Annotated in this window: 10 protein-coding genes; 5 read left to right on the plus strand and 5 right to left on the minus strand. The window is 74.8% G+C overall.

The features are described 5' to 3' along the window. Positions 1–44: 44 nt before the first annotated feature. From E5083_RS19180 to E5083_RS19190, 3 genes are all read left to right on the plus strand, one after another. Positions 45–710 carry a TetR/AcrR family transcriptional regulator gene (locus E5083_RS19180; RefSeq protein WP_135786919.1) on the plus strand — a complete coding sequence of 222 codons (666 nt, stop codon included), beginning with the start codon at positions 45–47 and terminating at the stop codon, positions 708–710. Positions 711–797: 87 nt separating this feature from the next. Next, positions 798–2,138, plus strand: coding sequence for an NAD(P)-binding protein (locus E5083_RS19185; protein ID WP_135786920.1), 1,341 nt, complete (start codon positions 798–800; stop codon positions 2,136–2,138). Positions 2,139–2,275: 137 nt separating this feature from the next. Beyond that, positions 2,276–3,619: a nucleobase:cation symporter-2 family protein gene (locus tag E5083_RS19190; RefSeq protein WP_135786921.1), complete on the plus strand. Its 1,344-nt coding sequence runs from the start codon at positions 2,276–2,278 to the stop codon at positions 3,617–3,619. Here E5083_RS19190 and E5083_RS19195 read toward each other — a convergent pair. The 3 genes from E5083_RS19195 to E5083_RS19205 form a co-directional block, all read right to left on the minus strand. Next, positions 3,616–7,974 carry a cation-translocating P-type ATPase gene (locus tag E5083_RS19195; RefSeq protein WP_135786922.1) on the minus strand — a complete coding sequence of 1,453 codons (4,359 nt, stop codon included), beginning with the start codon at positions 7,972–7,974 and terminating at the stop codon, positions 3,616–3,618. The two genes, E5083_RS19190 and E5083_RS19195, sit on opposite strands and share 4 nt — an antisense overlap. 8 nt (positions 7,975–7,982) lie before the next feature. Beyond that, positions 7,983–8,504 carry a prolipoprotein diacylglyceryl transferase gene (locus E5083_RS19200; protein ID WP_135786923.1) on the minus strand — a complete coding sequence of 174 codons (522 nt, stop codon included), beginning with the start codon at positions 8,502–8,504 and terminating at the stop codon, positions 7,983–7,985. Between the two features lie 122 nt (positions 8,505–8,626). After that, entirely contained in the window at positions 8,627–9,352 is a 726-nt protein-coding gene (locus tag E5083_RS19205; protein ID WP_135786924.1) for a PaaX family transcriptional regulator C-terminal domain-containing protein, read from the minus strand. Between the two features lie 73 nt (positions 9,353–9,425). Between E5083_RS19205 and E5083_RS19210 the strand changes: the two genes are divergently transcribed. Then, on the plus strand, positions 9,426–11,078 hold the full coding sequence (locus E5083_RS19210) for a DNA alkylation response protein (protein ID WP_135786925.1): 1,653 nt from the start codon (positions 9,426–9,428) through the stop codon (positions 11,076–11,078). A gap of 70 nt (positions 11,079–11,148) precedes the next feature. On the opposite strand, the gene E5083_RS19215 is transcribed toward E5083_RS19210, so the two are convergent. After that, positions 11,149–11,730 carry an Rv1733c family protein gene (locus tag E5083_RS19215; RefSeq protein WP_135786926.1) on the minus strand — a complete coding sequence of 194 codons (582 nt, stop codon included), beginning with the start codon at positions 11,728–11,730 and terminating at the stop codon, positions 11,149–11,151. A gap of 84 nt (positions 11,731–11,814) precedes the next feature. Here E5083_RS19215 and E5083_RS19220 point away from each other — a divergent pair, with 84 nt between their 5' ends. Beyond that, entirely contained in the window at positions 11,815–12,990 is a 1,176-nt protein-coding gene (locus tag E5083_RS19220; RefSeq protein ID WP_425276734.1) for a WD40/YVTN/BNR-like repeat-containing protein, read from the plus strand. Positions 12,991–13,073: 83 nt separating this feature from the next. Here the strand turns inward: E5083_RS19220 and E5083_RS19225 are convergent, their stop codons facing one another. Beyond that, a complete protein-coding gene (locus E5083_RS19225; RefSeq protein ID WP_135786927.1) occupies positions 13,074–13,751 on the minus strand; it encodes a uracil-DNA glycosylase in 678 nt (225 codons plus the stop codon). Between the last annotated feature and the right edge of the window lie 57 nt (positions 13,752–13,808).

Here is a 13,808-nt window from a genome sequence, read left to right on the forward strand (position 1 = left end):
ATGAGTATAGTTGGCTGACAGCCAGTCAACGCAGGAGTTCGACAATGTCCCCGCGCAGCGCCTCGGTCAATGAAGAGCTGCGGCGGCGTTCGCGCGAGCGGCTCCTCCAGGCAGCGGTCGAACTGGTGGACGAGCGCGGCTTCGAGGCGACGACCCTCGGCGACATCGCGGACCGCGCCGGATCGGCGCGCGGACTGGTCTCGTACTACTTCCCCGGCAAGCGCCGGCTCGTACAGTCCGCCGTGCACCGGCTGATGCACCGCACGCTGGAGGAGGCGCTGGAGCGGGAGCCGCGTACCGAGGACGGGCGGGAGCGGCTGGCCCGTGCCATCGACGCGATCCTGGGCCTGGCCCGCGAGCGCCCGGTGCTCATGCGCCAGCACATGGCGGGCCTGCTGCACGAGGAGGGCTTCGTGCAGTGCCCGGAGCAGCAGCGCCTCTCCGAGCTCCTCGGCGACACGATCGCCCGCAGCGGCGCCGAGGATGTGACCGCCGGCTACCCCATGCTCCGGGCGCTCCTGATGGGCGCGGTGTACGCGGCGCTGGTGCCGGGCGTGCCCATGCCGATCCCCGTCCTGCGCGCGGAGCTGTTCGAGCGGTACGGGCTCGACGGGGAGCTGGGCCTGCCCCAGGGCGGCGGCGAGCCCTGCCGGGGCGACCTGTCCCGCTTCTTCGCCACGGACAAGCAGCCGGACGACCGCACCGAGTAGCCCACCCCTCCTGCCGACCCCGCCGCGCGGTGCCATGCTGGAGCCGTCAGGGCTGTCACCCGATGCCCACGGGGTGAGGAGTACGCCGTGCTGCGGGTCGCCGTCGTCGGCTCCGGACCGAGCGGGTGCTACACCGCGCAGAACCTGGTGGAGCGCCACCCCGGCGTGCACGTGGACGTGCTGGACCGACTGCCGGCCCCCTTCGGGCTGGTGCGCTACGGCGTCGCCCCGGACCACGAGAAGATCAAGTCGCTCCAGGGCAGCCTCCGGACGGTGCTGGAGCACGACCGGGTCCGGTTCCTGGGCGGGGTCGGGGTGGGCGGCCCGGACGGGGTGCCGGTGGAGCGGCTGCGGGAGCTGTACCACGCGGTGGTGTACTGCGTGGGCGCGGCGGCGGGCCGTCCGCTGGGCATTCCGGGTGAGGAGCTGCCGGGGAGCTGGTCGGCGTCGGAGTTCGTGTCCTGGTACAGCGCGCATCCGGACGCGGCCGACGAGGGTTTCCTGCGCGATGTCCGCTCGGCCGTGGTCATCGGGGTCGGCAATGTGGCCGTCGACGTGACGCGGATGCTGATGCGCGGCGCGGCGGAGCTGCACGGGACGGACATGCCGCAGGCCGCGTTGGAGATGCTGACCGGGGGCGGGGTCGGCGAGGTGCTCATGGCGGGGCGGCGCGGGCCCACGCAGGCCCGGTTCACCACCAAGGAGCTGCGGGAGCTGGGCCATCTGCCGGGCGTCGGGGTCTCGGTCGACCCGGCGGAACTGGCGCTCGACCCCGGCTTCGTGGACCTGTCGGCGCTGCCGGCGGCCCAGCGGCGTAACGCGGAGGTGCTGCGGGACTGGGCCGCCACCTCTCCCCCGGACACCGAGCGGACGATCCGCCTCCGGTTCTTCCTGCGTCCGGTTGAGGTGCTGGAGACGGACGGCCGGGTGGGCGGGGTCCGTTTCGAGCGCACCGAGCCGGACGGGCAGGGCGGGGTGCGGGGCACGGGCGTGTTCGAGGACGTCCCGGCGCAGTTGGTGCTCCGTTCGGTCGGGTACCGGGGGATGCCGCCGGAGGGGCTGCCGTCCGACCCGGTGACCGGGATGGTGCCGCATCTGGCGGGCCGGGTGCTGAGCGACGGCGTGCCGGTGCCGGGCGCGTACGTGGCCGGGTGGATCAAGCGCGGCCCGACCGGCGTCATCGGCAGCAATCGCTCCTGCGCCAAGGAGACGGTGACCTCGCTGCTGGCGGACGCCCCCGCGCTGGAGGCCCGCGAGGTGCCGCAGGACCCGCTTCCGGGGCTGCGGGCGGCGGGCGCGGACCCGGTGGAGTGGCCGGGATGGCTGGCGATCGAGCGGGCCGAGGCGGAGCTGGGCGCGAGCCTGGGCCGGAACCCGGTCAAGCTGTCCGACTGGGACGCGCTGTGGGCGGCGGCGCGGCCGGAGTAGCGCGGCCGAGGGTGTCCCCACCGTTCACGTGGGCATGACACACAGCGGCAACGCACCGGAAATCAACAAATTGTTCAAGGCCCCTACGGTCTCGTGCTGTCCGGTTGCCGCTCCCCACCCGCCGCTCAGGAGGCCCCATGGCCACGACCGCCGAAGTGCACCCCGTCGACGAGATACCCCCGGTACGGCAGCTCGCGGCCTTCGGGCTCCAGCATGTGCTCGCCATGTACGCGGGCGCCGTGGCCGTCCCGCTGATCGTGGGCGGCGCCATGCGGCTCTCCCCCGCCGACCTGGCGTATCTGATCACCGCCGACCTGCTGGTGTGCGGGGTGGCGACGCTGATCCAGTGCGTCGGCTTCTGGCGGTTCGGGGTACGGCTGCCGATCATGCAGGGGTGTACCTTCGCGGCCGTCTCGCCGATGGTGCTGATCGGTACGACGGGCGGCGGGCTGCCCGCGATCTACGGCTCGGTGATCGTCGCGGGGCTGGCGATCGTGCTGCTGGCGCCGGTCTTCGGCCGGCTGCTGCGGTTCTTCCCGCCGCTGGTCACCGGCACGGTCATCCTGATCATCGGGGTCTCCCTGCTGCCGGTCGCGGGCAACTGGGCGGCCGGCGGTGCTGGTGCGAAGGACTTCGGGGCGCCCCGGAACCTCGCGCTGGCCGCGTTCGTCCTGCTGGTGGTGCTGGGGGTGCAGCGCTTCGCCCCGCCCTTCCTGGCGCGGGTGGCGGTGCTGACCGGCATCGTGGTGGGTCTGGCCGTCGCGGTGCCGTTCGGCTTCACGGACTTCGGCGGGGTCGCGGACGCGGACTGGGTGGGGATCAGCACCCCGTTCCACTTCGGGGCGCCGGAGTTCCGGGTGTCCGCGATCGTGTCCATGCTGGTGGTGGCGCTGGTAACGATGACGGAGACGACCGGTGACCTCATCGCGGTGGGCGAGCTGACCGGCCGCGAGGTCGAGCCGCGCTCCCTGGCGGACGGGCTGCGCGCGGACGGCCTGTCGACCGTGCTGGGCGGGGTCTTCAACACCTTCCCGTACACGGCGTACGCGCAGAACGTGGGCCTGGTGGGCATGACGCGGGTCCGCAGCCGGTGGGTGGTCGCCGCCGCGGGTGCCCTTCTCGTCCTGCTCGGGCTGCTGCCCAAGCTGGGCGCCGTCGTGGCCGCCGTACCGGCGCCGGTGCTCGGCGGGGCGGGGCTGGTCATGTTCGGCACGGTCGCGGCGAGCGGCCTGCGCACCCTGGCCCGCGTGGACTTCCGGGACAACCACAACCTGACCGTCGTCGCGGTCTCGGTCGCGGTCGGCATGCTCCCGGTGGGTGTGCCGACGGTGTACGCGAAGTTCCCGGACTGGTTCCAGACGGTGATGAACAGCGGCATCAGCGCGGGGTGCCTGACGGCGATCGTGCTGAACCTGCTGTTCAACCACCTGCCCGGCCGGAAGACCGAGGAGGCTCCGGTACCGGTCGAGGAGCGCGTCTAGGCCGGTTCCTCCGTCGGCACCAGTCCGGCGACGATCTCCTCCAGCCGGGGCAGCGTCCGCTGGGCCGCAAGGGCTGCGGCGATGGCCACGGCGACGCCCGCCCAGGCCATCGGGCCGAGCGGGGTGCAGCCGACCAGGTGGCTGACGGCGGGGGTCTGGATGACGGCCACCAGGACCGCGGCGGAGCCGAGGGCGGTGACGCGGACCAGGGTGCTGTCGCGGCGGTCGAGGAGGGTCTGCACGAGCTGGGTGCCGACGACGCCGCACAATGCCATGGTGCTGGCGCGGCGGGCGGTGCCGGGGGTGAAGCGGCCGATGAGCCAGGCGGTGATGGCGCCCAGCGCGGTGGTCAGGGCGCGGTGCCGGATCTGCCGGATCAGCGGGGTGCCGAGGACCCCGCCCGCCGCGTCCTCCGGGGAGGCGGTGCGGCTGCGTACCTCGGTCTCGTCGCCGTCCTTCGGGGTCACGGCCACCGCCATGGCCGGGAAGAGGTCGGTGAAGAGGTTGACCAGCAGCATCTGCCGGGTGGACAGCGGGGCGGTGCCGGAGAGCAGGGTGCCGAGGATGCCGAAGCCGACCTCGCCCGCGTTGCCGCCGATGAGGATGGCGATGGCGTCCGCGACGCTGTGCCACAGCGAACGCCCCTCCCCGATGGCGTCGATGAGGACGGTCAGGTCGTCGTCGGTGAGGACGATGTCGGCGGCGTTGCGCGCGGCGGCCGAGCCCCGCGCGCTGATGCCGACGCCGATGTCGGCGGCCCGGATCGCGGCGGCGTCGTTGGCACCGTCGCCGACCATGCCGACCACCCGGCCCGCGTCCCGCAGCGCCTCCACGACCTGGAGCTTCTGCTCGGGCGCGACACGGGCAACAACACCGGCGTCCCGCAGCATCCGGGCACGGGTACGCCGGTCCGCGGCGACCAGTTCGTCGCCGGTGACCACCTCGGTGTCCTCGGGCCAGCCGAGTTCCCGGGCGATGGCACGGGCGGTCTGCGGGTGGTCGCCGGTGAGCATGACCGGCCGTACGCCCTCCTCGTAGAGGCCGCGCACCAGCGCCTTGGAGGTCTCGCGGGGTACGTCGGAGAGTGCGAGCAGACCGGTGAACTCCAGCCCGTGCAGCGGCCCTTGGAGGGCGTCGGAGTCCGACTCGCCCTCGTCGAGGCGCCGCATGGCCACCGCGAGGACGCGCAGTCCGGCTCCGGCGAGGGAGTGCGCGGAGTCGTGGGCACGGGCGGAGAGGTCGGCGCAGCCGGGCAGGACGGTCTCGGGGGCGCCCTTGACGACCAGGGTGCGGGGGCCGTCGCCGTCGCGGCCCACGGCGGCGGCGTAGCCTCGCGCGGCCTCGAAGGAGAGGCCGCCGAGCTGGGTCCAGTTGGGGTCGGGGGCGGCCGCGTCGATGACGGCCTCGTCGGTGGCGTGCACCGGGCGCCCGGAGCCGCCGTTGACGCGCGGGCAGGCGCGGGCGGCGCGGCGCAAGGTCGCGGCGGGGCCCGGCTCGCCCGCGTCACCGGCCGCCCATTCGATGCCCTCGGCGTCGGTCACCCGCACGACCCGGAGCCGGTTCTCGGTGAGGGTGCCGGTCTTGTCGAAGCAGAAGGTGTCGACCCGGCCCAGCGCCTCCAGGGTGCGCGGGGTGCGGACGAGGACGCCGTCGCGGCTGAGCCTCCGGGCGGCGGCGAGCTGGGCGACGGTGGCGACCAGCGGCAGCCCCTCGGGCACGGCGGCGACCGCGACGGCCACGCCCCCGCTGACCGCCTCGCGCACCGGGGTGCCGCGCAGCAGGGCGAGCCCGGTCACGGCCGCGCCACCGGCGAGGGTCAACGGCAGTGCCTTGCGGGTGAGTTCCTGGAGCCGGGCCTGCACCCCGGCCGCCGGGGGCGTGCGGGCGGCGAGGTGGACGGCACGGGCGGCCTCGGTGCGCTCACCGGTGTCGACGACGACGGCGTGCGCGGTGCCCGCGACGACGGTGGTGCCCTCGAAGACCATGCAGCGCCGGTCGGCGACGGCCGCGTGCGGAGTGGCCCCGACGTGCTTGTGCACGGGCAGGGACTCGCCGGTCAGCGCGGACTCGTCCACCTCCAGGCCGTCCTGCCGGAGCAGCCGGGCGTCGGCGGGGACCACGTCGTCGCCCTTCAGCTCGATCACGTCGCCGGGCAGCAGTTGCCCGGCGTCCACGGTGCGGGTGCCCCCGGCGGGCGCCTCCTCCGGCGGGGGCGCGACCCGTGCCTTGCGCTGCTGCTCGGCGTGCAGCCCGGACAGCGCCCGCTCGGCGCGCAGCCGCTGGATCCCGCCGACCAGCGCGTTGAGGTCGAGGGCACCGACGACGAGCAGGGCGTCCACGACCGAGCCGAGGATCGCGGAGGCGGCGGAGCCGACGGCCAGCACCGGGGTGAGCGGGTCGTCCAGCTCGCCGCGTACGGCCCGGCCGAGCTGCCAGGTGAAGCGGGCCGGGGCGAGAGCGGGGACACGGGCGATCCGGCCGGCCGTCCTACGGGCCTCGCCGGCGGCTCGCTCCAGCACGCCCGGTTCGGGGGGTGCCTCGCGGTCCAGGCGTTCCACCGTCTCGTCGGGGTCCAGCTCGTGCCAGCGCACGCGGGCGCGCGGGTGCGGGGCGCGGGCGGCGGACACCTTGAGGGCGGCCCAGACGCCGTACACCAGGGCGGTGAGCGCGCCGGTGTCGACGGGGGCGTGCCGCAGTCCGGGCAGCACCGAGCGGCGCCCCCGGCCGCGCCGGGCCTCGCCGATGGCCACCAGCAGCCCGGAGAGCGCGGCGCCGGAGCGGGCCAGGATCTGGCCCCGGCTGCCGACCGTGCGGGCGGCCGGGATCGCGGTGAGCAGCCGCCACACGTCGGGCAGGCCGTGCGGGGCGAGGATGTCGGCGCCCCAGATGACGGCGCCCTCCCGGTCGGTGAGCGCGACGGCGATGTCGGCGGCGTCGAGCCCGGCCAGGACGTCGGTCTCCTCAAGGGCGCGCGGCCGGGCGACGGTGATGACGACGTGCTCCTCGCCGCCTGCCCCGTGCTCGGCGTCCTCGGCGTCCAGTTCCCCGCGCAGGGCGTGTACGACATCGTCCAAAGGCCTTCTGGCGTCGACCACTTGGTCCGCGAGCCCGGCGAAGTCCTCCAGCGCCGGGTCGTCGACGAGGACCACGCGCAGCCGGGCGCGGCGGGCCGCGTCGAGCACGGCCTCGGTCCACGGGTCGGGCAGCCCCTCGTCGGTGCGCAGCGCGCTCGGGTGCAGCAGCAGGGTCCCGGCCATCTCCAGTTGTCTGAGCCGTTCCGGGTCGCGGACCAGCACGTCGGAGCGGGCGAGGGCGGTGCCGAGTACGGCGTGGAAGGCGGCCGGGGCGTACCGGGCGGCCTTGGGCGAGCCGGAGAGGGCGGCCTCGGCGGCCGAGTTCAGGTCCCGCTTGACCAGCAGTGCGGCCACCGCGCCGAGCACACTGCCCGCCGAGGCATGGGCGGCGTACACCTGGGCCGGGGACTCGCGCAGCGGGGGGCGCGGGGAGCCGGTGGGGGCGACGCTCAGGCGCTCGGGGCCGCACAGCTCGTCGTGCAGGGAGTCGAAGGCGGCGGCGCGGGCCACGGTCTCGGTGAGCTGGAGGGAGCGCAGGGTGCCGTCGAGGACGAGCGAGGTGGGGGTCTGTCCGGCGGCGTGCACGAGCGCGTTGGCACCGGCCAGCAGGAGGTCCATGCGCGCGGCGCCGATCCGGCTGCGCAGCAGGGCGCGGACGCGCGGGTTCTCCCGGAGCAGGGTCACGCAGGCGGTGACCGCGCGGGGTGTGGGGGGCAGCCGCAGGACGTAGCCGGTGAGGGCGGCGCCGATGCCGGCCAGGTCTACGGCGAGGGTGGTGGCGGCGGCGCGTACGCCGGCCGGGTCGGCGGGGTGGTCGTACTCCTCGGGGTCGCCGCCCGCGACGAGCAGGCCGTCGCGTACGGCGAGTTCGGCGGCGCGGTCCACGACCCGGTCGCTCACGGCGTCCTCGGTCATGGTCACGACCAGGCGGGCCAGACCCTCGTCCCAGTAGGCGAGGAGGACGTCGGGCCGGTCGGCGAGGGCCGTCGCGATCCGGCGGGCCAGGTGGGCGCGGCCGCCCTCGCCCCGGACCCGGTCGGGTTCGGCGGTGCGCAGCGGGAGGTGGACGCGGGCGCCGGAGCGCCAGTGGGCGGGGCCGCCGGGCAGCGCGGTGCGGGCGACGCGGGTGACGCGTACGGCCGCGTCCGCGCCGCGTACGCCCGCCCGCGCGGTGCCCACGGCGGCGCCGGCCGCCGCGCCGATCAGCGGGGCAGCGGCCTCCGCCAGGAGCCGGGGCAGGCGGGTGGCGGCGGAGGGGGCGGTGAGGAGGTGGAGGACCATCGAGGCCGTCAAAGGCTGGTGCGTTCGGGGCGGGCGGTGGGCCCGAGTTGTCCGGTGGCGCCCTTGGACTGCTTGCCGGACTTCTTGCCGTGCTTCTTGGGCGACTCCGGGTGCGCGGGCTCCGAGTGCGCGGACTCCGTGTCCGTGGCCTTCACCGGGCCGGGGGCGTCGTGGTGCCTGGTGTGCAGCGCCGCCTCGCCCACCTCGGCCTCGCTGGCGGGGGCGGGCTCCTCGACCACGACCTCCGTGGTCTCGGCCACCGGGGTCACCAGCGGCGGGCGGGGCTGGGTCAGCCAGGCGATGGCGGCTCCGGTCAGCGCCACGGGCCACTCCACCACCCCGGCGACGCCGAGCACGCCCGCCCCGGCGTACACCGCGAGGCGCCGTCCACGGGGCGAGACCACGCCGATCACGTCCAGCGTGTCCTGGGCCGCCTTGTTGACCATCGACGCGCCGGGCACCTTGCTCAGGACGGAGGCGGCGCCGCGCAGGGGCGCGGTGAGGACCGATGACGACGTGTGCTCAGCCATGACTCTCCTCGGGCGAGATCGCCTGCCGTGCCCCACCCGGTGCCCGTAAGCACGCGCACGCTGGTCACCCCCTCCACTCCCAGGAGACGCCAAGCACCGGGCACGCGCCACTCGGCCGCCCGCTAGGACGCGGCCAGCTCCCGCTGGTACCCGGCGTAGGCCGCCCGGAGCGCGTCGCCCGGCCAGTCGGCGGGGAGCAGGGGCGGGGGCAGGACCGGGTCGGTGAGCAGATGGCGTACGACGGCCGCGTAGGCGGTGAGGCGGTCGGCCGGGTGGCGGGCGCCGGTGGCCCGGCCGAGGAGGGCGCGGGCCTCGGCGGCCCAGGTGTCCAGGGGCCACAGCCGGGACACCAGTTCGGCGACGGGCTCGTCGGGGCGGGCGGTGTAGGTCAGGGCCACCCCGGTCAGCTCCTCGGGCAGCGGGCGGGCGAGGTTGGCGGGGCGCAGCCAGACACCCTCGCGTAGTTCGGCCAGACGCAGCGCGGTCAGCCGGGCGCGAAGGTCGGCGCGCTCGGCCGGGCCGCGTCCGGTCGCCGTGATCACGACCATCTCCCAGTCGCCGTCCCACGCGCGCGTGCGCGGCGCCACGGCCTCGTCCTGGCGGCGCTGCCGGGCCAGCAGGCGGTCGCTGAGCCCGTACACCGCGTCGGTGCGGCGCAGATCGCCCGCGGCCACCATCCGGCTGAGCGCGGCCCGGAGCGTGGAGCCGCCCACGCCGAACGGCTCGACCAGCCGCACCAGTTCCCGTACCGGCAGCCGGGGCGGGTGCGCGCCGAGCAGCAGGCTCAGCACGACCGACCGCGCGGACAACGGCCTGGTCACCGGCTCGGCCGACGGGTTGATGCGCATGGGGACGTACTGTACGTGCGCCGATCCATGTTGCGTCATTGCTACAACCGTACGGAGAGTGCAACATGGCCGTATGGTCCCGATGCCCGAGCAGTCGATGCCCACAGCCACCCACGACGTCACCAACCAGCCCCCGCCGCTCGCTCCCTACGACGCGTCCGCCGACGCCGCCCTGCTGGAGGGGCTGCGCCGGGAGGGCGCCGGGTGGGCCGAGGACGGTGTCCGGCTGCTGGGGCTGCGCGCGGGTGGCGCCGAGGCGCAGGAGTGGGGCGAGCTGGCCAACCGGCACGAGCCGGAGCTGCGCACCCACGACCGGTACGGCAACCGCGTCGACGAGGTCGAGTTCCACCCGAGCTGGCACCACCTGATGCGCACCGCCGTCGCCGAGGGCCTGGCCGGCACCCCGTGGGCGGAGGACCGCCCCGGCGCGCACGTGGCCCGTACGGCGGGCGGCCTGGTCTGGGGGCACACCGAGGCGGGCCACGGCTGCCCGACCTCGATGACGTACGCCGCCGTCCCCGCCCTGCGCGCCCAGCCGGAGCTGGCGAAGGTGTACGAACCGCTGCTCACCAGCCGGGAGTACGAGCCGGGGCTGCGCGTGCCCACCGAGAAGCGGGGCCTGCTCGCCGGGATGGGCATGACCGAGAAGCAGGGCGGCTCCGACGTCCGCACCAACACCACCGTGGCCACACCGACGGACGAGCCCGGCGTGTACACGCTGCGCGGGCACAAGTGGTTCACCTCGGCGCCGATGTGCGACGTGTTCCTGGTGCTGGCGCAGGCTCCGGGCGGGCTCTCCTGCTTCCTGGTGCCGCGCGTGCTGCCGGACGGCACCCGCAACACCTTCCGCATCCAGCGCCTCAAGGACAAGCTCGGCAACCGCTCCAACGCGTCCTCCGAGCCGGAGTTCGACCGCACGGTGGCGTGGCTGGTCGGGCCGGAGGGGCGCGGGGTGAAGACGATCATCGAGATGGTCAACTGCACCCGGCTGGACTGCGTGATGTCCTCCGCGACCCTGATGCGCAAGACCCTGGTCGAGGCCGGCCACCACGCCCGGCACCGCAGCGCCTTCGGCGCCCGCCTGCTCGACCAGCCCCTCATGCGGAACGTCCTTGCCGACCTGGCCCTGGAGTCGGAGGCGGCCACGACGCTGACCCTCCGGCTCGCGGGCGCGGCGGACCGCGCGGTGCGCGGCGACGAGGGCGAGCGGGCGTTCCGCCGGATCGCCACCGCCGTGGGCAAGTACTGGGTCACCAAGCGCGGCCCCGCCTTCACCGCCGAGGCCCTCGAATGCCTCGGCGGCAACGGCTACGTCGAGGACTCCGGCATGCCCCGCCACTACCGCGAGGCCCCGCTGCTGTCGATCTGGGAGGGGTCGGGCAACGTCAACGCCCTGGACGTGCTGCGGGCGTTGGGACGGTCACCGGAGAGCGCGGAGTCGTTCTTCGGTGAGCTGGCCCTCGCGCGGGGCGCGAATGGCCACCTGGACGCGACGGTGACCTCGCTGCAGCGGGAACTGGCGGGGGCGGACGAATTGAGTGCGCGGCGGGTGGTGGAGCGGATGGCCCTGGCCCTGCAGGGGTCGCTCCTGGTCCGTCATGCGCCTCCGGCGGTGGCGGACGCGTTCTGCGCGACGCGGCTGGGGGGTGATTGGGGGCACTCCTTCGGGACGCTGCCTTCGGGGACGGATCTGGGGGCGATCCTGGATCGGGCGCTACCGGTCTGAGGGGGCGCCGGTCTGAGCGCGCTGCCGGTCTGAGGGGGGCGCGGGGTCTCTGCCCATGCCGGTCGCGCCGTCAGCCCGTCTTGCGGCCCCACTGGGGGCCCAGGCGGGACCACTCGGTGTCCCAGAGGGCGAGGCGGTGGCGTTCCAGTCGGATGAGCAGGAGGCGGCTTGCGGCGGAGGGGGCGGCTGCTGCGGTGGTGGCGGCCAGGGTGCCGATGAAGGCGGCGCGGACGGACGCCTCGGTGGGGGTGGCGGGACGGTTGGCCAGGTGGGCGTACGCGTCGGTCCAGACGGCGACCGGTGCACCCGTCGCCGCGCCCGGTGTGACGCGGACCTGGCCGGTGCGGGGCGAGCCGTCGGGGGCGGTCCAGCGGACCTCCGCCCAGACGCGTTCGCCGGTGGAGCTGCGGGCGCCGGAGCGGCCGGGGGCGCGCGTGACGACGTAGGCGATCATCGGATGCGTGGCGGCCCGTTCCCGGGCGAGGTCGTGCTCGACCGCCCGCGCGGTCACGAGCCCCGCGACCGTCCCGGCCAGCAGGGTCAGCAGCCAGGCGCCCGCCAGTACCCACCCCTCCACCACGTCGGCACGGCGCCGCAGCGGATTCCTCCGCCACCGCCAGAGCCACCGACGCGGACCACGGAACGCCTCCAAGGCCAGCCTCCTCCCGAGCGCACCGAAAGACCGGACCGCCCTCCGATACGGACGCCCGGCGCCCGTTGCTCAGGGTCACTGTCAGTGGTGGGGTGCAGACTGGGCGGAATCGGAGAATGCCGCGTCCGACACCGATGCGGCACAGTGGACAACGAAGTCCCGGAGGTGGTCGTCATGACCGAGGTACTGCTCGCCGTGGGAACCCGCAAGGGCCTGTTCATCGGCCGACGCCGCGGAGGCTCCTGGGAGTTCGACGACGGCCCCCGCTTCAACGCCCAGGCGGTCTACGCGGTCGCCATCGACACCCGCGGTGACACCCCCCGCCTGCTGGCCAGCGGCGACAGCGCGCACTGGGGCCCGTCGGTGTTCCACTCCGACGACCTGGGCCGCACCTGGTCGGAACCGGCCCAGCCCGCCGTCAAGTTCCCCAAGGACACCGGCGCCTCGCTGGAACGCGTCTGGCAACTGCACCCGGCCGCCGCCGAGCCGGACGTGGTGTACGCGGGCACGGAACCGGCCGCGCTGTACCGCTCCGAGGACCGGGGCGAGAGCTTCGCGCTGGTGCGCCCGCTGTGGGAGCACCCGACCCGCTCACAATGGGTGCCGGGCGGCGGCGGGGAGGGGCTGCACACGGTACTGACCGATGCCCGAGATCCGCGCGCGGTGACGGTGGCGGTCTCGACGGCCGGGGTGTTCCGTACGACGGACGGCGGCGAGAGCTGGGCCCCGTCTAACTCAGGTGTCTCCGCCGCGTTCCTCCCCGACCCCGACCCGGAGTTCGGCCAGTGCGTGCACAAGGTCGCCCGGGACGCGGACGACCCCGACCGCCTGTACCTCCAGAACCACTGGGGCGTCTACCGCAGCGACGACGCGGGCGCCCACTGGACCGACATCGGCGAGGGCCTCCCCTCGACCTTCGGCTTCGCCGTCGCCGCACACCCGCACCGGGGCGGCACGGCCTACGTCTTCCCCATCAACGCCGACTCCGACCGCGTCCCCGCCGACCACCGCTGCCGCGTCTTCCGCACCCCCGACGCCGGCAAATCCTGGGAACCCCTCTCGCAGGGCCTCCCCCAGGACGACCACTACGGCACCGTCCTCCGCGACGCCCTCTGCACCGACGACGCCGACCCGGCGGGCGTGTACTTCGGCAACCGCAACGGCGAGGTGTTCGCCTCCGCGGACGACGGGGACACGTGGGAGCAGTTGGCGTCCCATCTGCCGGACGTGCTGTGCGTGCGGGCGGCGGTGGTGGGCTGAGGAGCGCGCCCGCTGCGGGCGGGGCCCACGCTTTGGCAAGCCCGGTGGGCCGGCGCGGATACGTCGGCCCACCTCGCGGCGCCCTACGGCAGGCGCCAGTCCACCGGCTCCGCGCCCTGGTTCGTCAGCAGCTCGTTGGCCCGGCTGAACGGCCGGGAGCCGAAGAAGCCCCGGTCGGCGGACATGGGTGAGGGGTGGGCGGACTCGATGGCCGGGTAGTCGCCGAGGAGGGGGCGGAGGTTGCGGGCGTCGCGGCCCCAGAGGATGGACACCAGGGGCTTGCCTCGGGCGGCGAGGGCGCGGATGGCCTGCTCGGTGACCTCTTCCCAGCCCTTGCCGCGATGGGCGCCGGGCTTGCGGGGCGCGGTGGTGAGCGCCCTGTTCAGCAGGAGGACACCCTGGGAGGTCCACGGGGTCAGGTCACCGTTGGAGGGCCGGGGCAGGCCCAGGTCGGTGTTCAGCTCCCGGTATATGTTCTCCAGGCTGCCCGGCAGCGACCGCACCTCCGGCGCCACCGCGAAGCTCAGCCCGATCGCCATGCCCGGCGTCGGGTAAGGGTCCTGACCCACGATCAGGACCCGTACATCGTCGAAGGGCTGCTGGAAGGCCCGCAGGACATTCGCCCCGGACGGCAGATAGGTCCGCCCCGCCGCCACCTCGGCACGCAGGAAGTCCCCCATGGCCGTGATGCGGTCGGCCACCGGGTCCAGGGCCTTCGCCCAGCCGGCCTCTACAAGTTCGTTCAACGGTCGTCGTGCCACGTCAAGTCACTCTACTGGCCACCACCGACATCACCCGAACGGCTGTGGATCGACACC

Origin of the sequence: Streptomyces bauhiniae (assembly GCF_004784475.1) — a bacterium.
GTDB classification, from domain to species: Bacteria; Actinomycetota; Actinomycetes; order Streptomycetales; family Streptomycetaceae; genus Streptomyces; species Streptomyces seoulensis.